The sequence below is a fragment of the Streptomyces africanus genome, from assembly GCF_002150735.1.
Taxonomy (GTDB): Bacteria; Actinomycetota; Actinomycetes; order Streptomycetales; family Streptomycetaceae; genus Streptomyces; species Streptomyces africanus.
Genome location: NZ_MUKA01000046.1, coordinates 15,865 through 41,863 on the forward strand (window position 1 = coordinate 15,865; position 25,999 = coordinate 41,863).

General features: G+C 69.8%; 22 protein-coding genes and 3 pseudogenes. 10 read left to right on the top strand and 15 right to left on the bottom strand.

Translation table 11 applies throughout. The features are described 5' to 3' along the window. Nucleotides 1-6: 6 nt before the first annotated feature. Complete coding sequence (locus CCL05_RS07100; protein ID WP_086559626.1) at nucleotides 7-957, bottom strand: TIM barrel protein; 951 nt, start codon at nucleotides 955-957, stop codon at nucleotides 7-9. A 224-nt stretch (nucleotides 958-1,181) separates the two neighbouring features. Between CCL05_RS07100 and CCL05_RS07105 the strand changes: the two genes are divergently transcribed. Next, nucleotides 1,182-2,183: a LacI family DNA-binding transcriptional regulator gene (locus CCL05_RS07105; RefSeq protein WP_086559627.1), complete on the top strand. Its 1,002-nt coding sequence runs from the start codon at nucleotides 1,182-1,184 to the stop codon at nucleotides 2,181-2,183. Nucleotides 2,184-2,272: 89 nt separating this feature from the next. Here CCL05_RS07105 and CCL05_RS07110 read toward each other — a convergent pair whose 3' ends face one another. Beyond that, complete coding sequence (locus tag CCL05_RS07110) at nucleotides 2,273-2,686, bottom strand: MerR family transcriptional regulator (RefSeq protein WP_086559628.1); 414 nt, start codon at nucleotides 2,684-2,686, stop codon at nucleotides 2,273-2,275. A 63-nt stretch (nucleotides 2,687-2,749) separates the two neighbouring features. On the opposite strand from CCL05_RS07110, the gene CCL05_RS07115 reads away from it, so the two are divergent. Beyond that, complete coding sequence (locus CCL05_RS07115; protein WP_143589822.1) at nucleotides 2,750-3,364, top strand: hypothetical protein; 615 nt, start codon at nucleotides 2,750-2,752, stop codon at nucleotides 3,362-3,364. 47 nt (nucleotides 3,365-3,411) lie between these two features. Here the strand turns inward: CCL05_RS07115 and CCL05_RS44735 are convergent, their stop codons facing one another. Together CCL05_RS44735 and CCL05_RS07120 are read right to left on the bottom strand one after the other, a co-directional pair. Next, a complete protein-coding gene (locus CCL05_RS44735) occupies nucleotides 3,412-3,585 on the bottom strand; it encodes a hypothetical protein (protein ID WP_158102425.1) in 174 nt (57 codons plus the stop codon). Between the two features lie 30 nt (nucleotides 3,586-3,615). After that, nucleotides 3,616-3,981: a hypothetical protein gene (locus tag CCL05_RS07120; protein WP_086559630.1), complete on the bottom strand. Its 366-nt coding sequence runs from the start codon at nucleotides 3,979-3,981 to the stop codon at nucleotides 3,616-3,618. A 244-nt stretch (nucleotides 3,982-4,225) separates the two neighbouring features. Between CCL05_RS07120 and CCL05_RS07125 the strand changes: the two genes are divergently transcribed. Both CCL05_RS07125 and CCL05_RS43860 read left to right on the top strand, forming a co-directional pair. Continuing rightward, the gene (locus tag CCL05_RS07125) at nucleotides 4,226-7,462 is read left to right on the top strand and encodes an nSTAND1 domain-containing NTPase (protein ID WP_086559631.1); all 3,237 of its coding nucleotides are present in this window, start codon (nucleotides 4,226-4,228) and stop codon (nucleotides 7,460-7,462) included. 236 nt (nucleotides 7,463-7,698) lie between these two features. Further along, nucleotides 7,699-8,435: pseudogene (locus tag CCL05_RS43860) on the top strand (IS5 family transposase); the annotation flags it as partial. Between the two features lie 271 nt (nucleotides 8,436-8,706). Here CCL05_RS43860 and CCL05_RS07140 read toward each other — a convergent pair. Next, nucleotides 8,707-9,285 carry a TetR/AcrR family transcriptional regulator gene (locus CCL05_RS07140; RefSeq protein WP_086559633.1) on the bottom strand — a complete coding sequence of 193 codons (579 nt, stop codon included), beginning with the start codon at nucleotides 9,283-9,285 and terminating at the stop codon, nucleotides 8,707-8,709. Between the two features lie 405 nt (nucleotides 9,286-9,690). On the opposite strand from CCL05_RS07140, the gene CCL05_RS07145 reads away from it, so the two are divergent. Both CCL05_RS07145 and CCL05_RS07150 read left to right on the top strand, forming a co-directional pair. Next, nucleotides 9,691-10,164, top strand: coding sequence for a nitroreductase family deazaflavin-dependent oxidoreductase (locus tag CCL05_RS07145; protein WP_086559634.1), 474 nt, complete (start codon nucleotides 9,691-9,693; stop codon nucleotides 10,162-10,164). 43 nt (nucleotides 10,165-10,207) lie between these two features. Then, the gene (locus CCL05_RS07150) at nucleotides 10,208-10,849 is read left to right on the top strand and encodes an FAD-dependent monooxygenase (RefSeq protein WP_244204199.1); all 642 of its coding nucleotides are present in this window, start codon (nucleotides 10,208-10,210) and stop codon (nucleotides 10,847-10,849) included. A gap of 255 nt (nucleotides 10,850-11,104) precedes the next feature. Here the strand turns inward: CCL05_RS07150 and CCL05_RS07155 are convergent, their stop codons facing one another. Next, nucleotides 11,105-12,955, bottom strand: a complete 1,851-nt coding sequence (locus CCL05_RS07155) for a serine hydrolase domain-containing protein (RefSeq protein WP_143589823.1) — start codon at nucleotides 12,953-12,955, stop codon at nucleotides 11,105-11,107. Between the two features lie 202 nt (nucleotides 12,956-13,157). Further along, nucleotides 13,158-14,054 carry a LysR family transcriptional regulator gene (locus tag CCL05_RS07160; RefSeq protein WP_086559636.1) on the bottom strand — a complete coding sequence of 299 codons (897 nt, stop codon included), beginning with the start codon at nucleotides 14,052-14,054 and terminating at the stop codon, nucleotides 13,158-13,160. 193 nt (nucleotides 14,055-14,247) lie between these two features. Here CCL05_RS07160 and CCL05_RS07165 point away from each other — a divergent pair, with 193 nt between their 5' ends. Together CCL05_RS07165 and CCL05_RS07170 are read left to right on the top strand one after the other, a co-directional pair. Continuing rightward, a complete protein-coding gene (locus tag CCL05_RS07165; RefSeq protein ID WP_208641402.1) occupies nucleotides 14,248-15,126 on the top strand; it encodes a carbon-nitrogen hydrolase family protein in 879 nt (292 codons plus the stop codon). Further along, nucleotides 15,123-16,493, top strand: a complete 1,371-nt coding sequence (locus CCL05_RS07170) for an APC family permease (RefSeq protein ID WP_086559637.1) — start codon at nucleotides 15,123-15,125, stop codon at nucleotides 16,491-16,493. The genes CCL05_RS07165 and CCL05_RS07170 overlap by 4 nt, the downstream gene beginning before the upstream one ends. Before the next feature lie 346 nt (nucleotides 16,494-16,839). Here CCL05_RS07170 and CCL05_RS07175 read toward each other — a convergent pair whose 3' ends face one another. From CCL05_RS07175 to CCL05_RS07185, 3 genes and pseudogenes are all read right to left on the bottom strand, one after another. Beyond that, nucleotides 16,840-17,844 carry a substrate-binding domain-containing protein gene (locus tag CCL05_RS07175; RefSeq protein WP_086559638.1) on the bottom strand — a complete coding sequence of 335 codons (1,005 nt, stop codon included), beginning with the start codon at nucleotides 17,842-17,844 and terminating at the stop codon, nucleotides 16,840-16,842. 268 nt (nucleotides 17,845-18,112) lie between these two features. Next, the gene (locus tag CCL05_RS07180) at nucleotides 18,113-18,526 is read right to left on the bottom strand and encodes a VOC family protein (RefSeq protein WP_086559647.1); all 414 of its coding nucleotides are present in this window, start codon (nucleotides 18,524-18,526) and stop codon (nucleotides 18,113-18,115) included. A 167-nt stretch (nucleotides 18,527-18,693) separates the two neighbouring features. Beyond that, nucleotides 18,694-18,888 (bottom strand): annotated as a pseudogene (locus CCL05_RS07185) (aldo/keto reductase); the annotation flags it as partial. Between CCL05_RS07185 and CCL05_RS07190 the strand changes: the two are divergent. After that, nucleotides 18,857-19,447: pseudogene (locus CCL05_RS07190) on the top strand (aldo/keto reductase); the annotation flags it as partial. The pseudogenes CCL05_RS07185 and CCL05_RS07190 sit on opposite strands and share 32 nt — an antisense overlap. Before the next feature lie 66 nt (nucleotides 19,448-19,513). Here the strand turns inward: CCL05_RS07190 and CCL05_RS07195 are convergent. After that, nucleotides 19,514-19,744, bottom strand: a complete 231-nt coding sequence (locus CCL05_RS07195) for a hypothetical protein (RefSeq protein ID WP_086559639.1) — start codon at nucleotides 19,742-19,744, stop codon at nucleotides 19,514-19,516. A 175-nt stretch (nucleotides 19,745-19,919) separates the two neighbouring features. Between CCL05_RS07195 and CCL05_RS07200 the strand changes: the two genes are divergently transcribed. Then, nucleotides 19,920-21,635, top strand: a complete 1,716-nt coding sequence (locus CCL05_RS07200; protein ID WP_208641403.1) for a hypothetical protein — start codon at nucleotides 19,920-19,922, stop codon at nucleotides 21,633-21,635. A 65-nt stretch (nucleotides 21,636-21,700) separates the two neighbouring features. Here the strand turns inward: CCL05_RS07200 and CCL05_RS07205 are convergent, their stop codons facing one another. The 4 genes from CCL05_RS07205 to CCL05_RS07220 all read right to left on the bottom strand — a co-directional run. Beyond that, nucleotides 21,701-22,342 carry a cutinase family protein gene (locus CCL05_RS07205; RefSeq protein WP_086559641.1) on the bottom strand — a complete coding sequence of 214 codons (642 nt, stop codon included), beginning with the start codon at nucleotides 22,340-22,342 and terminating at the stop codon, nucleotides 21,701-21,703. A 153-nt stretch (nucleotides 22,343-22,495) separates the two neighbouring features. After that, complete coding sequence (locus tag CCL05_RS07210; RefSeq protein ID WP_086559642.1) at nucleotides 22,496-23,716, bottom strand: PucR family transcriptional regulator; 1,221 nt, start codon at nucleotides 23,714-23,716, stop codon at nucleotides 22,496-22,498. A 122-nt stretch (nucleotides 23,717-23,838) separates the two neighbouring features. Continuing rightward, the gene (locus tag CCL05_RS07215) at nucleotides 23,839-24,798 is read right to left on the bottom strand and encodes an alpha/beta hydrolase (RefSeq protein WP_086559643.1); all 960 of its coding nucleotides are present in this window, start codon (nucleotides 24,796-24,798) and stop codon (nucleotides 23,839-23,841) included. A gap of 21 nt (nucleotides 24,799-24,819) precedes the next feature. Beyond that, nucleotides 24,820-25,999, bottom strand: a 1,180-nt coding sequence (locus CCL05_RS07220; RefSeq protein WP_244204201.1) for a thioesterase domain-containing protein, incomplete at its 5' end; no start/stop codon positions are given.

Here is a 25,999-nt window from a genome sequence, read left to right on the forward strand (position 1 = left end):
CGCTCCTTACCTGTCGATGTTCGGGCGCCGGGTACCCGACAGGCCGCAGCCGGCCAGGTGTTCACGGGTGCTGACCGCGATCGGCAGCGGCACCTCGGGAGCACACGGGTACAGGTCCTGCTCGACGATCACGAACAACTCGGCGTCGAGCCCCGCGAGTTCGGCCACCACCTCGGCCGGCTTCGGCACCCCGGCCGGCGGTGACACGCACACCCCGCGCTTCACGGCCTCGCCGAACGACAGGTCCTCGGCCGCGACCTGCGCCAGGATCTCCGGGTCCATCTGCTTGATGTGCACGTAACCGATCCGCTCGCCGAAACGGCGGATCAGATCGAGGTTGTCCCCGCCGCCGTAGGCGACATGGCCCGTGTCCAGGCAGAGGTTGGTGTAACGGCTGTCGGACTCGTTGAGCAGCCGTTCGATCTCGGCCTGGGTCTGGATGTGGCTGTCGGCGTGCGGATGGACGACGAGCCGTACGTCGTACTCCTCCAGCAGCAGTTTGCCCAGCCGGTCGGCGGCCCGGCCGAATCCGGCCCACTGCTCGGCGGTCAGCTCGGGCGACTCGGTGAACGCACCCGTCTTCTCGTCCCGGTACATCGGCGGGATGAAGACGAGATGGTGCGCCCCTGCGGCGGCGGTCAGCGCGGCGACCTGCCGGACATGGGCGAGCATCTCGTCCCAGGCCCCGGGCCGGTGCAGCGCGCCGAACGCGGTGCCGCCGGAGACCTTCAGCCCCCGGGCGTCCAGTTCGGCCTTCAGCCGCCGCGGGTCGGTGGGGAGATAGCCGTACGGGCCGAGCTCCAGCCACTCGTACCCGGCCCGGGCCAGCTCGTCGAGGAAACGGGTGTACGACACCTGGTGCTCGTCCTCGGGGAACCAGACCCCCCAGGAGTCGGGGGCGGAGCCGAGGCACAGGTTGCCGACGGTCGTACGCAGCGGGGCTGGCACCGTTGCCATGGTGAGAGTCCTTCGGGGAGAGGAAGGGGGGCAGCGTAAAACTGATGCGCTCTACTAGCGCGCTCTAGTTCGAGTACGATGACCCCTGTCCAAATGTCATGTCAATAGGTTGTTGCCGGGAGATTGCCGAGTCCTGGTGCGGGCCCCGGGCGGGACCCCCGTAAGGTGGTCGGCGTCGGAGGGTGGGTTCACACGTGGATGCATCGGGCAGGCAGCGGCCCACGATGGCGGATGTCGCCGAGAAGGCGGGCGTGTCCCGCGCCCTCGTCTCGATCATCTTCCGCAACCAGGCGGGGGCCAGCCAGGAGACCCGGGAACGGGTCCTGCGCGTCGCCGACGAGATCGGTTACCGGCCCGACAGCGCGGCCCGGCTGCTGGCCCGTGGCCGCAGTCGCACGCTCGGCGTGATGTTCACCGTGCACCAGACCTTCCACACGGACCTCATCACCGGCATCTACCCCGAGGCCGAGCGCCTCGGGTACGACGTCCTGCTCTCCGGCGCCACCCACGGCCGCAGCGAGGCCAAGGCGGTCGAGGCGCTGCTCAGCCACCGCTGCGAGGCGGTGATCCTGCTCGGCCCGGACGCCGACCCCGCCTACCTCGCCGAGCTCGGACAGCGCACGGTCACCGTCTCGATCAGCCGCCGGGTGCCCCAGGCCCATGTCGACTTCGTGCACTCCGCCGAGGGCAAGGGCGTCCGGCAGGCCATGGACCACCTGGTGGAGCTGGGGCACCGCCGGATCGTGCACATCGACGGCGGACGCGGTCCCGGTTCGGCGGAGCGGCGGCGTGCCTACCGGGCCGCTATGCGGCGCCACGGACTGGCGGACCGGGCGCGGGTGATCCCCGGCGAGCACACCGAGGAGTCCGGTATCGAGACCGGCCGGCTGCTGCTGGCCGAACGCGACAGCGGGCAGCCGCTGCCGACGGCGGTCCTCGCCGGCAACGACCGCTGTGCCATGGGGCTGCTGATGGCCCTGACCCGGGCGGGCGTCGAGGTCCCGCGCGACCTGTCCGTCGTCGGCTACGACGACAGCCACCTCTCCCACCTGATGCCGATCGGCCTGACCACCGTCCGCCAGGACGCGTCCCTCATGGCCGAGCACGCGGTCCGCTTCGCCGTCGAACGGCTGGAGAACCGTGAACTGCCGCCGAGGGAGGCGGTGCTGGACCCCAAGCTGGTGGTACGGGGGACGAGCGGGCCTGCCCCGGCGGTGGGTTCCTAGTGGTCTGCGCCGGAAATTCGTTCAACAAGTAGGGGTGTCTGCCTCGAACGCCTCGCCTCACATCTTGATCGAATTTCCGGCGCAGGACACTACCTCATCCGGTCGGCGACCTCGCAGAGTTCGCCGGCAGAGGCGATCTCCGTCAGGTAGCCACTCAGTGCGGCCACTCGCCGCTCAGCCTCGTCCATCAGCTGGCGAGCGATCTTGGCCCAGTCGTCAGGCTGGGGGTCAGGGGGCAGGTTCGCAAGCAGCTCCGCGATCTCGCGAACGGTCAAGCCGACACCCTGGGCCAACTTGGCCACCTTGATCCGACACGTCGTCGACTGATCAAAAACCCGGTGGTTCACGCTGGTTCGTTCCGCCTCGATCACGCCGTACCGCTCGTAGAAGCGGACGGCCGAAGTGGCGACCCCTGATGCCCGGGCGACGTCACCAACGGTCAAGCCGGCATCGCGTGGCCCCACGGTCGGCGGCGCATCAGTCAGATTCCTGGTGTCTGCCATGACATCACTCTCCCAGCACCGAGACCTTGCCTTCAACAAATGTTCAACACCCAGAGTGGCAGCATGACCGATCAGCAGTCCCAGACCCGAGCGATGCGGCCAACACACGTTGCCACTCACCATGACGATGCCAAGGCCCGAATTGACAGCTGGTGGCGGTTGCCCACGGCGGCCGAGGCGGACAAAGCGGCTCGCGGCGCATTGGAGGTGATGCCCTGGTCCGACGGGCTGATCCAGTTCTCGGTGCTGCGCTCGCCGGCAGAACCGACGCTGTTCCTCCAGTCGCTGTGGACCAGCGCAACCGCACGCGACCACTACGTCCACCACGTCGCGTCGATCCCTGGCGCGGCGATCGACCGCCGGGTCCCCGATGTCGAGCGGGACCGGTCGCTGACCGAGATTGTCGCTGTGGTTGCGCACGTCGACACGGTCGCCGAGAAGTGGACAACACGGCGGCTCCCCGTCACGGACGGCGGGGGCGTCCAAGCGCTGGTGAAACAGCAGACAGCCCGGCTGCGCGGCGAACAAACGCCGGGTCTGGTCCGCGCCACACTCGGAATCGGCCGCGACCAGGACGGAAATCCGATCGAGGCCATCGTCATCAAAGAATGGTCCGACTCGACTCACTCGGACGTTCTTGCTTATGAACCGTTCGGCGCCATCACCCCGACGGCCTAGCGTCCCGCGCCGTCTGGAGGTTCTCGTGGACTCCGCGTCGCGGCTCGTCATATGCCCACCATCTGTGGCCAGATGCCGAGTACGGCAACGCTGGACCAGCGCCTGAGTACACGATGGAGCTGGTCGAGGGCCACGCGGACGACGATGGCCTGCACAACCCCTACGGGGTCGCGCAGGCCGTCGTCATGGAGGTCCCAGATCTCCGGTCCGGCACCTGCCATGAGACCATCAGATGGTCTGGACGAGACGCTTCAGCAAGCGTCGACGTACCACACGGGACGCCAGTCGGCTTGCGCATCCCAAGAAGGAGCGCCCGGGGTCGTGTAGATGAGCCTCTTGTTCTTGTCGTACATGCGGGCCTTCGTCCCGGCCGACTGGTTGTTGTACCAGGAGCCGCCGCCGTTCAGGCCGTCGGGGATCTCCTGGAGGTAGCAGTCCTTGAACTTGAAGGCCAGCTCCTTGAAGTTCGCCTTCTTGTAGCCACAGAAGTAGTACTTCGGGCAGTCGGACGGCGCCGCCGCCACCTGAGGCTGCGCCGAGGCGGTGGCGGTGAGGGTGCCGGCCAAGCCGAGCACCACGGCCGACGCTGCCAGGCCGAACTTGTGCGATGTCCGCATGGGAAATCACCTTTCAACGGTAGGCGGCACGCCGTCGGATCCTGGTGCGTGCCGTTCGGTTGGTTCGGCATCGAGTTCATAGGACTGAGGGTTGTTGCACAGCCGTCTCCCGGGCGTGAAACAAAGCAGGTCACAAGCCCGGGTTGGCGAGATGGTGTCTTTCGCGGTCGTGGGGCGCGTGCTGGGATGAGACGCCCGCGGGCGTGAGGCTCGACGTTGTACCGACGGATGGGCGGGGGAGGGGATGGGCCGTAGCGAACGCGAGCTGGACCCGGCGGCAGGCCCGGTTCAGGCGTTCGCTTTCGAGTTGCGCAAACTGCGTCGGGAAGGCGGGGCTCTCACCTACCGGGTTTTGGCGCAGCGCACGTCGTATTCGGCGGCCACGCTGTCACGGGCGGCATCGGGGGAGCGGTTGCCGTCCCTCGCGGTGGTACTGGCCTTTGTGCAAGCGTGCGGTGCGGATGTCTCGGAGTGGGAAGAACGCTGGCACGCGGCGGCCCGGGCGGTGGCCGCCGAACCGCAGTACGGGGAGGATGCACAGGCTGCGCCCTACCGTGGGTTGGCCCGCTTCGAACCTGCCGACGCTGACATGTTCTTCGGCCGGGACCAGCTTTCGGCTCAGCTTGCCGAGTGGGTGCATGCCCATCGTCTGGTCGCTGTCGTCGGGGCTTCTGGGAGCGGCAAGTCCTCTCTGCTGCGTGCGGGACTGATTCCTCTGTTGCGGAGCGAGGCAGCCACGGACAGGCGGCCGGCGGCGATCCGCATCCTCACTCCCGGTCCCCGGCCCCTGTCCGCCCTCGCCGCCGTGATGAAGGCAAGCGATGAGCGCGGGGACACGGTCGTCGTAGTCGACCAGTTCGAAGAGCTGTTCACCCTCTGCGCCGACCCCGCTGAACGACGGGCCTGCCTGGACCTGCTGCTGACCGCGACGGACCCGGAGAACAACGTACGGGCCGTTATCGCGGTACGTGCGGACTTCTTCGGCCACTGCGCCGAGCACCATGCATGGGCAGCGGTACTGCGCCGCGCCACTCTGCTCGTCGGACCCATGAGTCCCACCGAACTACGGCAGGCGATCGTCAGGCCCGCAGCTGCCGCCGGTCTGATCGTCGAGCGGGACCTGACCGCACAGATCATCAAGGACGTCACCGAGAAACCCGGCGGGCTGCCGTTGATGTCCCACGCCCTGCTGGAGACCTGGCGCCGACGCAGAGGACGCACCCTCACCCTGACGGCCTACGACGCCGCCGGAGGCGTCGCGGGCGCTCTCGCCCAGACCGCGGAGCAGCTCTACGCTCGTCTGTCCATCCACGAGGCCCGATCAGCCCGGCGCATCCTTCTCCGGCTGGTCACTCCAGGAGAAGGCGCGCAGAACACCTGCCGGCCCGTGTCGCTCAAGGAACTGGACCTGGCCAACGCAGACGGCTTCGCCGCCACTGGTGAGGTTCTGGAGCGGCTGGTCAAGGCCCGCCTCGTGACACTCGACGGGCAGACGCTCAGCCTCGCGCACGAAGCCCTCATCGCGGCCTGGCCGCGCTTGCGCGGATGGATCGACGAGAACCGCGAACGCCTGCGTCTGCATCGGCGACTGACCGAAGCAGCCCAGAATTGGGAGGAACTGGGCCGAGATCCAGGCGCTTTATACCGGGGCAGCCGTCTGACCGCCGCCGACGAGCATCTGGAGCGCCGGGAGCTGACAGGTCTGGAGCACGCCTTTCTCACAGCCGGCCTTGACGCCCGCGACCACGAGCAGTGGGCGACTCGCCGGGCGGCGAGGCGGCTTCGTCGACTGAGGACGGCCCTGTGCATAGCTGCTGCACTAGCGCTGATCGCAGGTCTGGTGGCCTGGCAGTGGAACCGCCTCGGCGAGCGGCGGCTGGCTGAGGCGACATCCCGGCGGGTCGCGTCCGTCGCGGAGAGCTTGCGCTATGCCGACCCGCAGACCGCGCTGCGGCTGAGCGTCGCAGCCTGGCGTATCAGCCCCACCCTGGAAGCCCGGGCTGCCCTGATGAGCGCCTTGACCCAGCCCGAGCAGGACGCCTTCACTGAGCCCGGCACGGCGGTCAATGACCCTGTCCTGGGCCCTTTCTTGAGCAGCGACGGCGACAGGCTGGTCGCCGGTGGCGCCGGACGGGTACGGCTGTGGAACCTGAGCACGCACCGGCTAACCCGTTCGGTGCACGTCGGGAAAGACGACGACTTGTTCCGCATCTCTCCCGACGGGCGGCGGCTGCTGCTTCTCGCCGCGGGCAGATGGCAGCTGAGAGACGCTACGTCCGGCGCGGCGACCCAGCTTCCGTTTACGTTGACCGACGGCACGGTGAGCTTCGGGCCCACAGACGACATGCTCTTTCTGCATGACGACAACGGCCGCTTGACGGGGTTGTGGGATCTGCGACGTCACCGCAGACTGCCGCCGCACGGATCCGCGCAGACCTCGGGCAACTCGCGCGGGGGCCGGAAGCATCAGGCAGAGTGCACGCCTTCCGGTGAACTCCAACTCTGGGATGGCGGCACTGCGCGTCGGTTCAACAGCGCGGGCCCCTTGGCCCTCGCAGCTCGCCTGTCCTGTGGCCCGCGTCCCCCCGACGTCGTCTGGCCGTACCCCCTGTATCCGGGCAAGGAACGCCTGATCGTCGTCACCGGCTCCCGGATACGTACCTGGGACGTGCGAACCGGTAAAGAGGGGCCGTCCGTCCGCACATCCCCACACTCTTCCGTCACCGTGACAGCCGATGGAGATTTCCTTACCCACGCAGACAGCGGGGCCATCCTGGTATGGCGGCTCAGCAACCCCGGCAAGCCGGTCTACCGCTACCCGCTGCACGGCCGAATCGTCTCGGACGTGCGGCTGGAACCGCGCCACAAAGTGATCCGGTACATAGAGCAGCAGCCCGCCTCAACGCCCGTCGTGCGCTCCCTGTACCTGGGTAACGCCGTGGATCCTGGTTGGAGAGCCCACGCCTCGGAGGATGCATCGTCACCCGTCGAACCCGGAGGCCAAGTCACTACCCGCCTGACCTCCGTCGCTGCTGACCCGGTGCACGGCGATCGGATGGCGGTCGGTGACGAGTACGGGTGGGTGACCATCTGGGACCGCGCGCTCAAGCACCGCTTCGCCATGTTCGATGCTCTCTCTGCAGGCAAGAACGAAGCCCCCCAGGAGGTCTCAGCACTCGCCTACTCATCCGACGGCCGTATCTTGGCCGTTGCGGGCGGCAGCACCGTGCGGCTGTGGGATCCGACGACGACAAGGCCTCTCGGGGACGCTCTGCTTACTTCCGGGGACCAGGTAGGCTCCCTCGCTTTCAGCCGCAACGGAGCCACACTCATAGTCCGCGGCGCCCACACCCCCTCGCACACCTACCCTGTAGCGCCCGACCTGGTAGCCAAAGCCGTGTGCGCCCGGGCAGGAAGCGGATTGTCCGGCCGAGACTGGAGGGCCTACATACCGGGCTTTCCCTACCAACGGACCTGCTGAGTGTCCATCGGACCGTTGCCGCGACGCCCATGCCGCCCGTGTGTGGACACCGCTCGGCGGCGTACGGCGCGGCGGAGTTCGGGATCTCCCGCGCGCAGGCGCACCGGCTGCTGGACGTCGCCCGCGCCCTGGGCGCCATGACCCATCACCCAGACGTTCGGCCATGTCGGCTTCGATGCACTCCGGCTTTGGCGAAGCTGTCAGTCGTCGGCCTCATGGGAGAGGCCGGCCGCGCATCCCTCGGTCAGCATCAGGGCCGGTACGCGACGCGGGAGATCGTCAACGCGCTGCTCTACCAGGGCCGTTCAGGCTGTCAGTGGGACCTGCTCCCACACGACGTCCCGCCGCCCGGCGCGGTGAAGTACTACTTCTACACCTGGCGCGACGACGGCACCGACCAGACCATCCACGACCTGCTGCGCTGGCAGGTGCGGGAGAAGATGGGCCGGAAGGCGGATCCGAGCCTGGTGGTGCTCGACACCCAGAGCGTGCACGCCGCGGCCGGAGTGCCCGCGCAGTCGACGGGACGTGATGCGGCAAAAAAGTACCGGGCCGCAAGCGCGGCCTGGCCGTTGACGTGCTGGGGCTGGTGATCGCGGTGGTCGTGGCGGCCGCGTCGGCGCACGAGAACGCCGTCGGGATCGCGCTGCTGGACAAGGTCGCCGCCGACACCGACGCCGTGCAGAAGGCCCTGGTCGACCAGGGCTTCAAGAACGCGGTTGTCGCGCACGGGTAGAAGGTGGGCATCGCGGTGGAGGTCGTGGAGCGCAACCCTGCGCAGACCGGGTTCGTTCCCCAGGCCAAGCGGTGGGTCGGGGAGCGCGCCTTTGGAGTCTTGGTGTTGTCCCGCAGGCTGGTGCGCGACTACGAACACCGGCCCCGCAGTTCGGAGTCGCGGGTGTACTGGGCGATGACCGCAGTGATACTGCGCCGGCTGACCGGGGCGACCGCGCCGGCCTGGCGCACCGCATGACCAGCGGGGAGCTGACGCTCGGCGCGGTGCTGGCGCGGCACGCTTCGCGTCCCGAACGCGTCCCGAATCGGCCGTTGGACACCAACAACCCGGCCTGCGCGGAGCAGTGACCTTCCCACGCCCAGAGGCTCCGCCCCGGCACTCGGGGCGGAGCCTCCGCGTCCGTTGCCGCAGGCCCTGAGCCTGCGCACAGGAACTCGATCGACGGCGCACTCCACCAGGGTGAGCTGGTGGCCGACAGGGGACCTGGCATGCGCCGAGCAGCCGTGACTCAGCCTCGCGGTCCTGCGCCATGCAGCAGGGTGTCGATGACGAGCGCGGCCAGCGCGTCCGGGTCCTGCGCTGCTGGATCCTGATCGGCGCCGGGCCTGTCGAGGGCTTCGCTGAGGAGGGCGTAGTACACCTGCCGCGTCCACTCCAGGTCCGCGTCCGGCGCGAGCAGTCCCTCTCCCTGCGCACGGGTCAGGAGTTCCACGGTGTGCGCGTCGATCTCGGCCCAGAGGGCGACCGCGGCGGGGGTGTGGGCAGTGGCGTGGCTGAGGGTGAAGCGCCAGGTGTTCTTGACCCGCAGTACGTTCGCGGTCACTCGGTACAGCGCCACGAGCGCGGGTGCGGAGTCGGGCCGGGCTTCCTCGATCGCGTCGATGATCTGCTGCTTCGCGGAGACGGCGAGCGCCTCCAGCAGCGCCTGCCGGTTCGCGAACCGGCGGTGAACGGTGATCCTCGTCAGCCCCGCCGCCTCGGCGATCTGCTCCATGGAAGCGCTGGCGTCCTGGGCGAGGACCCGCTCGGCCGCCTCCAGAATCGCGCGCACACTGCGCTCGGCATCTGCCCGCAGTGCTCGGCCCATGTCTGTCTCCTGTCTGGTTCGCTACCCGGCTCCCTTGTAGAGGATACGTGAACGCTACGGGTACCTCATTAACTGATTCTCTAATGTTGCAACACTAGATATATTCGATACGCTAGTGACACGGATAAGGGATCACTCCGCACCAATGAGCCTTTGCCAACCTGGCTGACGGTGGCGTGAGTTGGTGTGGGGGCCGAGTGCGGGAAGAGGTGAAGCTCCTGGTAGATGGGTTGTCGACCAAGAGCAACCGGTCCGCCCGGAGCTTCATGTGCCTGCCTGCCCATCGGGGCTGCATCTGTCCAGCTCGACTTTTCGGTTCCTGTCCCGCCTGCTAGCTGCCCGGCGACGTGAGCTCGGTACCCGAAGCGCAAACGAAGACTCTTCGACAGTATGGAGATAGGCGACATGCCACTTAAAGGCGAGTATGAGCCGAGTGCGATGCAGTTGGTACGTGACCAGGTGGAGCTGTACGAAAGCTCCGGTGGTACGGAAGGAACGACGCTGAACGAGCTGATGGGTCCGGATGCGGGGCGGGACCTGCCTGTCGTCATCCTGACCACCCTGGGCGCGAAGAGCGGCAAGATCCGCAAGTCCCCGGTCATGCGGGTGGAGCACGACGGCTGCTACGTCGCCGTCGCCTCCATGGGAGGAGCCCCCAAGCACCCGGTCTGGTACCACAACCTGGTGGCCGACCCCCGGGTGGAGCTTCAGGACGGCCCGGTGCGCCAGGACATGGTGGCACGCGAGGTGACCGGGGACGAGAAGGCCGTCTGGTGGGCTCGCGCCGTCGAGGCGTTCCCGGACTATGCCGACTACCAGAAGAAGACGGACCGGGAGATCCCGGTCTTCGTTCTGGAGCCGGCGGCCGAGGAGCACTGACGCGGCACAGCTGCTTCATATCAGGTCAGAGGATTGCGGCGGCATGTTGAGGGTCAATCCCTGCCAACGGCCCCGAAGTCGTCCGGGCACGCAGTGGGCGCCGAACGAGACCCAGGCGTACTTCGTCCTACGGGAAGAATCTGAGGAAGCCTCGGCGATCCACCGGGCGCCCGTCGAGCGCCAGCAGGAGTTCTGGGCGAGCAGGTTCCATGACGCCGGATGGCAGACCGACCGTTTCATCGAGGGCATGAAGACCAGCCCGTTCTTCTACTCCCAGGAGGTCGTCCAGGTCCGCACCGACACCTGGTCCAAGGGCCGCGTGGTCCTGGCCGGCGACGCCGCCCACTGCGCCTCCCCCTACAGCGGTATGGGAGTCTCCGGCGGCCTGGTCGGCGCCCACGTCCTGGCCGGCGAGATCAACCGCCACCCTGGCGACCTGCCGACCGCGCTGGCGAACTACGACCGCGTGCTGCGACCCTTCGTCAACGAGATCCAGGGCGAAGTCAACCCGCGCCTGCTGCGCCTTGCCATGCCGATGACCCAGCGTGCGATCGATGCCTTCCGGGCTACCGCCGCAGTCGCCTGCTTCCTGCGCGTCCCCGGCCTCGCCGCGCGCCTTGCGAAGGAAGACCGCGGCGGCAACTGGCAACTCCCCGAGAACCCGGCACCGACCAGCACCATCTGAAAGCGATCGTGCAGTTCGCACCGAGGGCCACCATGACCACCCCCGATCAGCGGTGCGAACTGCGGCAGGACGAAGGCCCCCGCCTACAAGCTGATCAGCAACCACGCCTCGGCGTTCCTCATGCCCGCCGTCGCCATCCTCCTCGTCTGCGGGTAAGCGGGGCCCGGCACGGAGGGCCGCCGCAGGCGCCCTTGACCAGGCGGCCTCCCATACGCACCACGACCAGCATCACTGGTCGATTTCAAACGAGCCCTATCATCGCCCGGGGCGATGCGTCATGACGGGGGCCAACGTTGCCTGATGCGGCACTAGCTTGTCGGCTTCGGCGACGGCGGCGTTCCAGCTGAACTCGTTGTTGTCGCTGAAGTAATAGTAGGTGGCGCCGTTCGGCATCATCGCGACGGTGATGCCGCCGTATCCCGACATGAATGGCACGTAGAAGGGGGTGGTGTAGGCGGGGTTGTCGGCGGAGGTGAACTCGCGGCCCCAGAAACCGTTCTGGTACTTCATGGGCTTGGTCCCGGTGGTGGTCATGCCACGGGCTTCCGGTGTGCGTTGCATGCTGGCCGCGAGCAGTTTCGGGTCGAGTATCTGCGAACCGTTGACGGTGCCATGGTCGTTGTTGAGGAACTTCGCGAACTTGGCGACGGAGTCCTGCGTCCAGAACATGCCGTAGCCGCCGAAGGGAGCCCCGCCGGGGCTGTTGTCGGTGCGGGAGGAGACGAGGGAGTCGGGCCCGACGCCGATGGGTTCGAGCACGTCGCCACGGAGCATGTCGAAGACATCGGCGCCCGAACCGGCCTTGTCCTCCAAGTAGTTGTTCATCGCTCGGGTGGCGAGGAAGGTGTCCGAGGTGTGGTAGACCCACTTACTGCCCGGACGGGCCTTACGCGGGAAGGACAGGGCGAATCGCATCTTGTCGGCGTAGGGCTCGGCCGCGAAGAAGTCCGCCATGATGCGGCCCGATTCGTCGATCTCGTAGCCGGGCCGAGTGTAGTTCCCGGTGGCCATGTCGAGGGTGTGGTCGAGGGTGACGCCGCTCCAGGCAGTCTTGCCGGCGGTCTCGGGGATTCGGTCGGAGAGCTTCTCCTGGGCCACGGCCGGGCCGTATCGCTGGGCCAGACGCAGCATGGCTGTTCCCGCGAACGCCGACTTCGCGGTCGAGTACGAAGGCAGCAGCAGCTGGCCGCAGAACGGGTACTGCCCTTGCCGGGTCCGACAGTTGCCCACATAGTGCACTCCCCCGAAGTAGAAGCCGAAGGTGCTCAGCGCGGACGGCGTGATGCCGGAGCCGAGCTTCGCCACGTCCACCCCACTGTCCGGGTAGTCGGTGGCCAGCGCCGAGATGGGCTTGGTCGGGAGCCGGTCCTTGACCTCGGAGGCGTACGCGTGGCGCAGGTCCTCGGCGCCCTCGACGGGGCCGGGCCGGTAGTCGGCTGGTACCTGGCCCCACATGTCGAACTGGAAGTACTCGCAGGTCTCCGTGGTGATCTGGTAGCGGACTTCGGAGATCGATGTGTCGTCGAAGAGGAACGTCAGGGCGCCGTTGTGCACGCAGTTGGCGTTGCGCTCGACGAGCGCGAACGGCAGGGAGGCACGGGTGCGTTGGCCGTCGCCGTCCTCGTTCCACGCGCGGCCGGGTCCCACCGCCAGGTTCCACGCCGGGTTCCCCGTGTACTGCAACCCACGCTTCGCCGGGACGAGGTGGCTGCCGTTCTGCACGAGCGCGATGTCGACCGGTGGCAGGTGCCGGGTTGCCGCCGTGTCTCCGTATCCGTCCGGGTCCTTCAGTGCGCGGAAACCGCCGGCGGTGGAGAGGCCGTTGAGGGCGAGGGTGCCTTCGAAGCTGTGGGTGGGTGGCGCCGCTTGCGCCGGCAGGGCGAAGGCGCTGTCGGGCACGGTGTCCTCAGCGCTGCCTCCGGCGAGTTGGCCGGCGGTGAGTTCGGTCCGGTTCACCGCACCGCTTCCGGTGAGTGGATCACCCGGTACGGGTGCGGTTGCGGCGGGCGCCGCCATCGTCGGCAGCGGGACGGCGAACAGCCCCGCGAACACGGTGGCAGTGGCGGCGGCACGGCGTAGCCGTCGGGCATGGAACGGTCTCGGCATGGTCCGAGGTCCTCTCGGGCTGGCAGCTGACGCGGGATATCGCCGCATGGTGGGGCGCGCCGGGGCCGCCGTCCAATGCCTGCCCGATCTGGCCAGGCTGCCTGCCGGGCATACCTCCAGCTCTCCTTGGCCTGCCGGCCGTCGGGTCGGCGTGCGATCACGCGTCGTGGTGAGGGCCGTGGTCTGTCGTCGTCGCTGCAGTTCATAGGCGGGCGGCGACCTGTGGCCCGTACCGCTCGACACAAAAACGTGACAACCCGGCCGCGAATGCCTCGAGGCTGCGCAGCGCATAGTGGCTCGCGTCCCACGCCGCGTGCAGGTGGATCTGCAGCGGTTCGCCCGTGCTGTCGAGGATCAGCAGCGGGTGCAGTTCGAAGCGGGGATCGTCGGAGACCACCGCGACACCATGGCCCGAAGCCGCCATGGCCTGTGCGACGTGCGGGGTGTCGCATTCGAGCACGATGTCGTACGAGGCGTCCGCATCCTGCACGGCATGGTCCAGGATGCGGCGGGTGCCGTGCGCCGGGGTGAGGATGATGAGGGGCTCCGCGGCAAGTTCCCTGATGGTGACGCGGTCCCGGTCCGCCCAGGCATGGTCGGCACGGACGTAGGCCCACAGCGGCAGGCGGGCCACCGGGAGCCCGGCGAAACGGCGCCTCGGAGGAGCCGAGGAGATGGCTACGTCGGCGCCCCGCGCAAGGGCCTGGTACGCACGTGCCGGACTCTCCGCCTGCACGGTGACGAGCGGATCCTCCGGCCCCCAGGTGGCCAGGAACGGCGCGATCACGTCGGTGATGGTGGTGGGCGGCGCCGCCACGGTGATCCGCATGGCACGACCGGCAGCCAGCGCACCGACCGCGGCCTCGGCGGTGTCCGCGCGGGCGACCAGGTCGCGGGCCAGGGGAAGGAAGCGCCGGCCGGCCGCCGTCAGGACCATCTGCTTGCCGCCGCGGTCGAAGAGCGTCATCCCCAAGTCCCCTTCCAGGCCGCGCAGCTGGCGCGACAGTGAGGGCTGGGCGACGCGGACCACCTCGGCAGCCTTGGTGACCGAACCGGTCTCCACGATGGTCAGGAAGTAGCGCAGCACTCGGAGTTCCATGGTGGTGGCCCCTCGGGAGACGGAGGAGGCATGACACCTGCATGCCTCAAAGGCATGGTAATCACCCCTCACAAGTATTTGAGGCTATGGCTGACCAGCCGCATTCTTGTCCCACCGGAATTTCTGGTTATCGGCGCCCGAATCTCCGTCGACTTCTCCTCGAACAGTTCTTTCGATTGGCTGGTGTTCCCGCATGGCCCGCCCCCTGCCCCTGATCCTCGCCCAGGCGCCCGGCCGCCCGGCCGACGACCTCGCAGGCTTTGCCGCCGACGTGGAGCGGCGCGTGAAACTGCGCGCACCCGGCGCCCTCGTCGTCTACCCCGAACTGCACCTCGGCGAGAGCGCCCCCGGCGTCCCGGCCGCCCCGGAGAGGGCCGCCGAGCCGCTCGACGGCAAACGCGATGCGGCCTTCGCCGAGCTCGCGGGGGACCTGGGCATCTGGCTGGTACCCGGCAGCGTCTACGAGCGAGGCACCGACGACCGCGTCCACAACACGGCACCGGTCTATTCGCCCCGGGGTGAGCGCCTCGCCGCGTACCGCAAAGTCTTCCCATGGCGCCCGTACGAGACGACCACACCCGGCAACCGGTTCGAGGTCGTCGACCTCGCCGGGATCGGCCGCATCGGACTGTCCATCTGCTACGACACCTGGTTCCCGGAGATCTCCCGCCATCTGGCCTGGATGGGCGCAGAGTTGATCGTCAACGTGGTCCGCACGCCGACGAGCGACCGTGCGCAGGAAGTCGTTCTCAGCCGCGCCAACGCCATCACCAATCAGGTCTTCGTCGCCGGCGTCAACTCCGCCGCCCCCTCCGGGATCGGCCGCAGCCTCGTCATCGATCCACAGGGCACGGTGCGCGCCGAAACCGTCGATGCCGGCGACTCCACCCTCACCGACGTGATCGACCTCGACGAGGTCAGCAATGTCCGCCGCTACGGCACCGCCGGTCTCAACCGGATCTGGGACCAATTCCGCCCCGGTGACCCAGCCCTCGAGCTCCCGCTGTACGGGGGCCGCATCGACCCCGCCACCTGGAATCCCGCCCACACCGCCGAGGAGCCGCCACGATGAGCAGCGAGACCACAGAGAGCACCATGAGACTGAAGGGCGACCTGAGCCTCTTCTCCGTCGTCCTGTTCGGCCTGGCCTACATCTCTCCCGGCATCGTCGTCACAATCTTCGGCGTGGTCGCCGCCACCAGCGGCGGCGTGGCCCCGACCGCGTTCGCCGTCGCCACCCTCGCGATGCTGCTCACCGGGCTGAGTTACGCGAAGATGGCGCGCGCCGTGCCCGGCGCGGGGTCGGTCTACACCTACGCCCGCAAGATGCTCGACAGCCGCATCGGTTTCCTGTCCGGCTGGGCGATGCTGCTCGACTACTTCTTCATCCCGATGGTCGGCTGGCTGATCACGGCGATCTACTTCAACGCCCAGTTCCCTGACATACCCAAGTGGGTCTGGCTGATCGTCTCGGTGGGCATCACCACCGCTATCAACGTCTTCGGCATGAAGCTCGCGGACCGCGTCAACAAGGTCCTGATGTTCATCGCTCTGGGGTCGCTGGTCCTCTTCGCCACCCTGTGTGTCGTCTTCCTCGGCAAGCACGGCTCCTCCGCCCCCGCCACGGACGCCCTGTGGAACTCCGGAACGTCGATCAGCGCGGTCACCGCGGCCGCCGCCATCGCCGCATACTCCTTCCTCGGCTTCGACGCCGTCTCCACGCTGGGCGAGGAGGCCAGGGGCGGGGCGAGGACGATCGGCCGCGGCATCATCGGCTGCGTCATCGCCGCCGGAGCGATCTTCATCGTGCTGTCCTTCGTGATGCAACTGGTCCACCCCGGCGCGAAGTTCGCCGACGTCGACGCGGCCGCCTACCACCTGAAGGTCCAGGTCGGTGGCGAGACGTACGCCGAGATCATCAACTTCGTCACCATCGCCGGATCCATCGCCTCCTGTATCGCCCTGCAAGCCTCCGCCGCCCGCCTCATGTACGTCATGGGACGCGACGGCGCACTGCCCAAGGCCGTCTTCGGTAACCTGTCACAGAAGACCGGCACGCCCGTCCTGAACCTGCTGCTGACCGCGGCCGCCGGTGTCATCGCCATGAAACTCGACCTGACCACAGCCACCTCGTTCATCAACTTCGGGGCCTTCCTCGGCTTCACCCTGGTGAACGTCTGCGTGATCGCCCACCTGGTCCGCGAGCGCAGACATGGCCGCACCCCCAACCTCTTCCCGTACCTGGTGATGCCGGCCATCGGCGCCGGCGTTTCCCTCTATCTGCTCACGAAGCTCGGTGACGTCGCACTCCAGATCGGCGGCGTCTGGCTGGCGATCGGCGTCGTCTACCTGGCCGTCCTGACCAAGGGATTCCGTCGGCCCGCACCGGAGATGACCTTCGACGACGACACCGCGGCCCCGGACAGAGTCACCGCGTAGCTCCCCTTCCTCGCCCGGGCTCGTCGTGCGGTGTCGCGACGCAGAAGTCGGAACGACTGGGGCCGCGGAGATCGCCGCGCTGTTCGAACTGGCCTCAGGGTGCTGAAATCGCTGCCGGACCTGATGGGGCGCGAGAAGGTCGGGCCCGGCGAAATCGACGCCCCCCTGCTGGTCGGCTCGTGGCAGCGCCTGGTCCTGAGCGCGCCGCCGGACCGCACCTCGTCGCCGCCCGGGCGGTTCCGGCCCGCAAGCGCAAGCGCAAGCGCGAGCCGGGACGGCCCGGGGCCCCACTGTTCAAGCCGTTGCGGCAGGTCATCGAGGCGGTCGATTCTCGCGCTGTGTCCGCCTAGCGCGTGCCCTTCTTCGCGAACTCCGCGACGCTGTCGACGTTGTCCTTCGTGACGAAGGCCGGCCCGGTGAGCACGGGAGCGGCGCTGCCGCCGCTGAAGTTGCCGTTCGTCTTGTAGAGCCACAGCCCGTCGACGGCGAGGTAGCCCTGGAGGTAGGGCTGCTGGTCGACGGCGAACTCGATGTCCCCGCCCTGGATGGCGGCGACGAGATCCTTGTTGAGGTCGAAGGTGGCGACCTTGGCCTTGCTGCCGGCGTCCTTGACCGACTGTATGGCGGTCATGGCGATCGGGGCGCCCAGCGTGACCACCTGGTCGATGCTGGAGTCCTTCTGGAGCTTGGCCGTCAGGGTCGACTTCACGGAGGGCATGTCGGTGCCGTTGACGTACAGGTTCTCCGTCGTGCCCTTGAAGCCCTTCTTCAGGCCGGCGCAGCGTGCCTCCAGTGCGACCTGGCCCTGTTCCTGGATCACGCAGACGGCGTGCTTGGCGCCCTGCTGGTTGAGGCGCGCGCCGAAGGCCTGGCCGGCGATGTTCTCGTCCTGGCCGAAGTACTCGAGCATGCCGAGTTCCCGCCAGTTGTCCAGGCCGGAGTTGAAGCCGACGACGGGGATGCCGGCCGCCTTGGCCTTGGCCACGACCGCCTTCATGGCGTCGGGCTTGGCGGCGGTGAGCGCGATGCCGTCGACCTTCTGGTCGATGGCGTTCTGCACCAGGTTGGCCTGGTTCCCGGCGACCGGGTCGCTGGAGTAGACGAGCTTGATGTTGTCCTTCGCGGCCGCCGCCTGGGCGCCCTTGCGGATCAGGTCCCAGAAGGTGTCGCCGGGTGCCGCGTGCGTGACCATGGCGACGGTCATCCGCGGGGTGGTGGCCTTGCCCGCGGCGGCGGCGTCGCCGCCGGTCTCGGACTTCTTCCCGCCGGAGCCGCTGGAACAGCCGGCGGCGAGCAGGGCGCCCACGAGGACGGCGGTGGTCAGGGCGGCGGATCTGTGGTGTCTGCGCATGTCGGGTGCACCTCGGTGTGCTGGGGAGAGCGGGCCGTGCCCGGTCCGGGGAGGCAACTGGAGCGCGTCACTAGCGCGCTCTAGTGGCAGGTACTATGCGGGCGCCCCCGGGGGATGTCAACAGCTTTGTCAGGACGTACCAACAAACGTGACGTTCCGACGACCAGGACGTTCGACAGAACGGGGCCGCCCGCACACACCGGCAGTGCACGGTGTGTGCGGGCGGCCCCGCGCGGCGTACGGTCCCTGACCGTCCGCTCGGTCCTGCTCAGCTCTCCGATGCGCTGATGTTGACCATCCACGGGACGCCGAAGCGGTCCGTGCACATGCCGAAGACATCGCCCCACATCTGCTTCTCCAGCGGCACCGGCACCGAGCCGCCCGCGGACAGTTTCTCCCAGTAGCCGCGCAGCTCGGCGTCGTCGTCGCCGCTCAGGCTCACCGAGAAGGGCTGGCCCGGCGCGGACTCCATGCCCGGCGGGTTGTCGGCGCCCATCAGGGTGAAGCCGCCGGGGGTCTCCAGCAGGCCGTGCATGATCTTGTCGGCGTTCGGGGCGTCCGCGTGGCCGAAGTCGCCGTAGGTGTTGAGGGACAGGGTGCCGCCGAAGACCTCCTGGTAGAACTCCAGCGCCTGCCGGGCGTCACCGTTGAAGGACAGGTACGGGTTGAGACGCGAGACCATGAGAACCTCCGTGACGGGGCCGAGGGCCATGTGCGCGCAGCGTAACGCCGGGCACCGGCATCGGCTCGTCGAGCGGAACCGTGCGGAGGCGGAACGGCGCGTGCCGCGACCGGCGTCGCCGCCAACCGCGCTGTTGGTGTGACCCCTTGGGCAGAGGGGGAGGACAGCGCGATGCGCGCGACACCGACCTTGGTGGTGATCAGCAGCCTTTCCGAGTAGGGGTGCAGGGCCTCGGCGAGGAGCTCCTCGTTCGCTCCGCCGCCGTACAGGTGCGTCGTGTCGATCAGTGTGACGCCCAGCTCCACGGCCCGCCGGGCGACCGTGAGGGAGGGCGGGTGGAGGCTCGACGGGCGGCCAGGCACCCTGCGTGACCAGGTCGAGCAGGCCCTGCGCAGGCTGCGCGTCGAGCGGATCGAGCTGCTCCAGCTGCACCGCATCGACCCCGGGACACCGCTCGCCGACCAGCTCGGCACGCTGCGGGACCTCCAGGCCGAGGGCCTGGTCGGCCGGATCGGGCTGTCGGAGGTCACCGTCACCGAGCTGGCCCGGGCCCGGGAGATCGTCGACATCGCGAGCGTGCAGAACCGCTACAACCTGCTCGACCGTGAGCACGAGCCGGTACTCGACGCCTGTGCGGCGGCGGGGATGGCCTTCCTGCCGTGGCGGCCCGTGGCCTGGGGGAAGGCAGGGGCCGAGGCGGAGATCGCGGCCGTGGCGGCCGACCTCGGTGTCACGCCCACCCAGGTGGCGCTCGCCTGGCTCCTGCACTGCTCGCCGGTCGTCCTGCCGATCCCCGGCACAGCCCGCGTCGAGCACCTGGAGGAGAACCTCGCCGCTGCGGACCTCGACCTCACACCCGCCCACCGCGACCGCCTCGACCGGCTGGCCGAGGGGGCGGGCACCGCATCGGGAGAGGGCTGAGGCGGGGGCCTTGCCCCCAAGAGGGCGGGACGGAAGGGGGGCACACGGCAGGGGCCCCACGAAGGCTCACGCCTCCTCGGACGACCCGTTGTTCCAGTCGTACGGGCCGCCGCCGCGCCACTCGATCAGCTCGGTGTCGTCGACGGCCGTGTCGGTGGTGGGCAGGCCCTCGCGGTGCAGCAGGTCCAGTACGTCGAAGAGGCTGTAGGCGACGCCCATGCGCTCGCCGTGGATGGTCACCAGCCGTCCGCCGTCCGACGCGGGCGGCTGCACGACCACGGGGGGTTGACCGTCCATAGCCCCACCATGCTCCCGAAACCGCAGGTTCGCAGCTCGGCCGGGCCCATCAGGGGTCCGTGGCCGGGCGTCGGGGGCCCTGTGCGCCGGTGACAAGGCACGATCCGGAAACTGAGTTCTCATCAGCACCCCCTGAGGGACCACGTGCCGCGGCCCTAGCGTCCGTGGCATGGACATGAACCTTTCGAGAAGAGGGAAGTGGCGCGGCGCCGCACTGGCGGTGCTGCTCACCGCCGGAACGCTCACGGCCGCCGCTCCGGGTGCCCGGGCCGACGGCGCGCGGACCGAGACGCCGGTCGCGTCGACGTCGCCGGTGACCGGGGTGACGGAGTCGGTGGTGCGGGTGAAGGCGCCGCTGCCGGAGTCGGCCGGGCCGCGTCCGGCCGCCTGCGACTGGCTGTCGTACCTGCGCTACCGCTCCGCGGGCGGTCCGGCCGCCTCGGCCGACGCGGACCGGATCCTCGTCGCCCAGCCCGGCATCCTGGAAGGGGCCGGGGCGTTCGACAGCGTGGCCCGCAACACCGTGGCGCGGGCCGCCGAACAGGGCCTGCACATCGAGTTCTGGGCGCTGGACCGGCGCTCCAACTGCCTGGAGGACCGCACCGGCATCGCCTCCGGCGACCAGCACACCGCAGTCGACTACTACTACCGCGGCAAGCAGGTCGACGGCCGGACCTTCGGCGGTTACGCCCGCAACGCGGAACTGGGATGGATGGCGAAGCTCGGCATCGAGCAGACCGTACGCGACCAGTACGACCTGCTCACCGCCGAGTTGCCCGACCGCACGCAGCGCAAGCGGAAGGTGCTGTGCGGCGGGCACTCGCTGGGCGGTGTGATCACCGGGTACTTCGCCGCCGCCGACTTCGACGGCGACCGGGCCACCACGGCGGACGCCGGCTACAACCAGTGCGCCGGCTACTTCGCCCTCGACACGACCGTCTCCACCTCGCTCGCCGACCTCAGCGGCAGCCTGCCGGACGACACCAACCTGCCCGACATCGGCCTCGGTTACGGCGTGGTGCAGGCCGGCCTCGACACCGGGGTGCTGCCGCGCACGCTGTCCGCGCCGGTGCTGCTCAACCCCGAGACCATGACCCTGCTCGACATCGCCGGGATGGGCGCCCTGAAGGACCCGGACGCCGAGGCCGACCTGCCCCGGTACCTGCCCGCCAACCTCAACATCGAGGCGACCCACCGCTTCCTGTTCTCCAAGGACACCGCCGCCTTCCTCACCGGCAAGCCCGCCGTGAAGGACTTCCGCCTCACCAACGGGGCGGTGCTCGGGGCGCTGCTGGACGACAACTCCGTACCACTGGCGTTCCTCCAGACCAGTGTCGGCTTCTTCGACGGCGGGCCGATCGCCGACAAGAGCTTCCCCGTGGCCAACGGCGGTGCGCAGCAGCCGGGGCTGTACGGCACCGCGTACAAGGCCATCCCGGACCGGCCGCAGGGCCCGCTCTACACCTGGCGCAACTACGACCGCGTCGGCGACCCCGACGACCCCGGCCACCGGTCGGCCGACGGCACCCCGTTCACCGGCGCCGGCGAGGAGGTCACCGATGTGCGGCAACTGGCCCGCAGCCTGGCCGAGCAGCCGCTGGACTTCACCGAGCAGTACTTTCCGACCAAGCTGGTGACGGACATCCAGCTGGCCGGCTCGCCCCAGGTGAAGAAGCTCGTCGTGCATCCCGGCGGGCTCACCGCCAACCCGGTGCTCACCGTCCTCGCCGGTGAGGGACTCCTGGCCGGCCGGGTCCCGGCCGAGCTCCACCCCGTGGTCGCCGACGGCTACCAGCACCTCGACGTCCTGACCGCCGCGCCCGTCCAGAACAACGGCCGGCCCGAGATCGTCTCCACGAGTCTCGCCGGGTTCGCGCGGTCGCCGCGCTGACCTTCCGCGTACGCACACAAGGGGCCCGGGAGGAGATCCTCCCGGGCCCTTCTGTGCTGGCGGGGTCAGAGCCTGCCCGCGGCGAACGTGGCCGCCTGGTCGGCGTTGTCGCGGTAGCCGAGGTGCGCCCCGACGTTGCCGCCACCGCTCTCGCAGACGGGGTCACCCTTGGCGCAGATGTCCAGGGTGCGGCTCTGGTACGTGCCGGTGACGCTCTTGCCGAGGGCGCGGATCGGGTTGCCGAACAGCAGCACCGCGGCGACCTTCGGCTCGACCGCGGCGGGCAGCGTGGCCACGATGGGGCTGCCGACCACCGCGCCCGCGCTGCTGATGCCGATCGAGTTGTCGACGACGTTCGCGCCCTGCGAATAGCCGACGAGCACGAACCGCTGATTCGGGCAGGCGGCGGCCTGGCTCTTCACATGGTCCACCAGGTCCCTGTTGCCCTGCGCGGCGGACGTCAGGGAAAGGTCCGCCGGATAGTTCACCGCGTAGCTCGACAGGTTTTTGCCCGCCGCTTTCTTCTGCAGCGCGGAATACACCGGGTCGCCGACGATGAAGCCGAGCGTGCCCGGCTCGAAGGTGCCGCGCGCCGAGACGACTTCCACGTCGGAGCAGGCAGCGGCCGTGGCCGAGGGAGCCGAGAGGGTGGCCAGACCGGCCCCGCCGACCAGCGAGAGCGCGGCGAGACACAAACGGATACGCATGGGGAATCCTCCGCGGGTGAGGCGCGTGGAGCGCCTGCGAAAAAGGACGGCCCGAACGTATTCGCTGTGTCTGCCGGAGTGTTATGGACGGGATTATGGAATCGCCGCAGTTTTTTATCACCGATTGAGTACGCCGCGATCGAGCAGCGGCATTCAGTTCTGTGCTGTGCGCAGTGACTCCGCGCGCAGCGCGAGAATCAGGTCGAGGCGGGTTTCCGGGTCGTGCAGGGCGTCGCCGAAGAGCTTCTCCAGCTGGCGCAGGCGGTAGCGGACCGTCTGCGGGTGGATGTGCAGCCGGGTGGCGACGTCCGGCACGTTGCTGCCGCTGAGCAGCCACGCCAGGAGGGTCTCGGCGAGCCGCTCGCGCTGCCCGGCCGAGACCGTGTCGAGCGGCGCGAGAACCCGCGCCTGGAGCCGTTCCAGCAGCGGCTCGTCGCCGTACAGCACCAGCGTCGACAGATGGTCGGCGCACCGCACCACGCCCTGGCGGGGGAGGATCCCGCGGCCCATCAGCCCGAGCGCCCGGGTGGCGAGGCGCAGCGACTGCGCGGCGTCGGTGACCGCGACGGTCGGGCCGATCGCGGCGGGCCGGCCGCGCAGCGCGAGCGCGAACGCCCGGCCGCCGAAGCGGCCGGAGCTGTCCGGGTCGGGCACCAGCATGCGCGGCGGCCGGGACTCCATGTCCACCAGCGCGCCCGCCGCGGCCAGCGGCCGGTCCTCCTCCCGCCGGTCCGGAGCCGCCGCGAGCGCCACCACGGCGACCGTCCGGGGCACCGGCCAGCGCGCGCTGTGCGCCAGGTCCTGCACGGCCTCCAGCGCCACCGGCCCGTCCTCCAGCAGCAGGTCGAGCAGCCGTCTGCGGCGCCGCTCCAGCTCGTCCGAGTTGCGCAGCTGCGCCTCCGCGTAGCCGGCCGCGGCCGCCTCGGCGACCTCGTGCACGGTCCGGAACGCCAGCTCGCCGAGCGCCGCGACGACCGTGGAGTCCAGGCCGAGTTCCTCCGCCGTCTGCCCCATCAGCCGCCAGGCGTGCAGCCCCCCGACCCGCAGCGCGGACTGCAACGCGTCCAGGCTGCGGCCCTCCAGGGCCTCGCCGCGCCCCAGTTCGTAGTACGTCGCCGCGATCGCGCCCCCGTCGTCGCGCGGGTCGGCGATGTGGTCGACGAACAAGGTCAGCGCCTGCACCACCCCGGCCCGCAGGTTCCTGCCGTACGTCCCGTCGACGGGCCGCGCGTACTCGGGAACCTGACGGCGGACCTCCTCCTCCACCTGGTCGGCGACGGCCGCGAGCTGGGCGCGCAGCAGCTCCGCCAGCTCGGGCGGCATCGGTGGCATACCGGGGCGATCCGGTACGCCCTGTGGGGTGGGCACAGCCATCACGGGCACTCCTTTCGGCCGGAAGCGGCTCACCCGCGGGCTGTTGCCGCTGTGACGCGTGGGAAGTCCTGTGTTGGACGGACGACCCCTGCGCTCCGTTCCGTGCCCCGACGGCACCCCCGTCACTCCGGCACGCCCAGCGCTTGGGCGAGCATCGGCCACGAGGCGGTGAACTCCCGCTTCCAGTAGGGCCAGTCGTGCCCTCCTCCCGAGTAGAGGTGCGTGGTGGCCCGGATGCCGAGGCGGACGAGGGTGCCGGCGAAGCCCTGCGCCGAGGGCCACAGGGCGCTCTCCAGCACGCCGGGCAGCGGATCGCCGCCGCTGCCGCCGCCCACTCCGCTGCCCTGCGAGACGTACAGGGCGGTGCCGCGCAGCCCCGTGGCGCGGGCCCGCGGGTTGAAGTCGCGCCAGGTCAGGAGGTTCAGCAGCGGATGGCCCCACAGGGACGCGGCCGGCAGGTTCTCGCGGGCCACGATGGCGTCCATGATGGGGGGCACGCCGGGGGCCGTGGTGTCGAGGATGCCGCTGTAGGACGCAGCGGCCGTGAACGCCCCCGGGTGGCGGGCCGCGTGGGCCATCGCGCCGTAACCTCCGGTGGAGACCCCGGCCACCGCGCGTACGCCGGAGGCCCGGTAGTCCCGGGCGAGCAGCGCCGGCACCTCCTTGACCTGGAACGTCTCGTAGTCGGGGCCGCCGCGCCAGACGCTGGGGATGCCCGTGGGGCCGGCGTCCGGCATCGCCACGATCAGGTCGCGGCCCTCGGTGAAGGCCTCGATGCCGGTCTCCCGGGTCCAGGACGTGTAGTCGTCGTGGGCGCCGTGCAGCAGGTACAGCACGGGGTACTTCTTCTCGGGCCGCGCACCGAAGTCCGACGGCAGGATCAGCCGGACCGGCGCGCTGCGGCCGAGCGCGGCGGAGGGCACGGACACGTCCAGCGTGCGCGGCCCGAGCCGGGTGGCGGCCGCGGCACGGGCCGTGCCGCCCGCGGCCCCGAACAAGGCGGCGAGGCCGGCGGCGGCCGTCGCTCTGGCGACAGTGCGCCGGGACACTCCGGCAGCGGGCTTCGGCGGCAGGTCGGGCATGGCGGCTCCTCGGTCGGTGATTCAGGGGGCCCGTTCGGCGAGCACCCGGCTCAGGTGGGCGGCGATCTCGTCGACGTGCGGCGGATCGAGCAGCGACAGATGGTGACCGGGCACCGGCACGACCTCCAGGCGCGGGCACACCTCGTCCCAGCCCAGCGCCTCGTCGTCCCGCTCGTAGGCCGGGTCGCGCACGGTGTGGGGCGCGGGCTCGGTGGCGCGGTAGAGGAGGACCGGCCCGTCGTACCCGCCGGGCCGGTGCGCCTCCCCGATGCCCAGGTCCAGGTAGGAGGCGCGCTGGTGCTCCAGCGCCGCGGGCGGCACGTCGGCGGCCTCGCGCAGCGCCCGCAGCACGGTGTCGATGCGGTCCCGGTCGTCGTCCATGGCCACGAGCTCGTCGTACGGCAGCTCCAGCCGCACCCCGTAGGCGTCGGCGACATGGCCGGCGAAGCCCTCGAAATGCGTCCGGATCCGGTCGGCGCGCGTCACGCCGGGCCGGGGGAGGGGGCGTACGGAGTCGAGGAGCACGACCAGCGGTATGTCCCGTCCGGCGGCTTTCAGCTGCCGCGCGGTCTCCTGGGCGACGAACCCGCCGAAGGACCAACCACCCAGCAGACAGGGCCCGTCGGGGTGGGCGGCGGCGATCGCCTCGGCGTAGCGCCGGGCCTTCTCCGGCACGGTCCGGGCCTCCTCGATCCGCTCCAGCCCGTACACCGGCCGGTCCTCGCCGAGCCGCTCGGCGAGCGTCCGGTAGACGGTCACCGGGCCGCCGGCCGCGTGGACGAGGAACAGCGGGGGCCGGGAACCGGTGGCGCGCAGCGGGCGCAGCGGCGTGTCCTCGCGGGGGAGGGCGTTGCGGATCCGGGCGGCGGCCTCCTCGACCGTGGCGGCGGCGAACAGGTCGCGCAGGGCCAGTTCGACACCGAACTCGCGCTCCACGGCGGTGCGGATGCGGACGGCCATCAGCGAGTCCAGGCCGAGGTCCGCCAGGGCGGTGCCCGGGGTGACGCGGACCGGCGGATGGCCGGTGACGGCGGCGATGTGGTGGGTCAGCCGGGCCAGGACCGACTTGGGCTCCGCCACCTCGGCGGGAGCTTCCGCCCGTTCCGGCACCGGCTCGGTGCGGGCCCGGCCGTCCGTCCACCAGTGCCGGACGTGCCGCCACCGGGGCACCGGCAGGTCGACGACCCGCCCGGGCGGCACG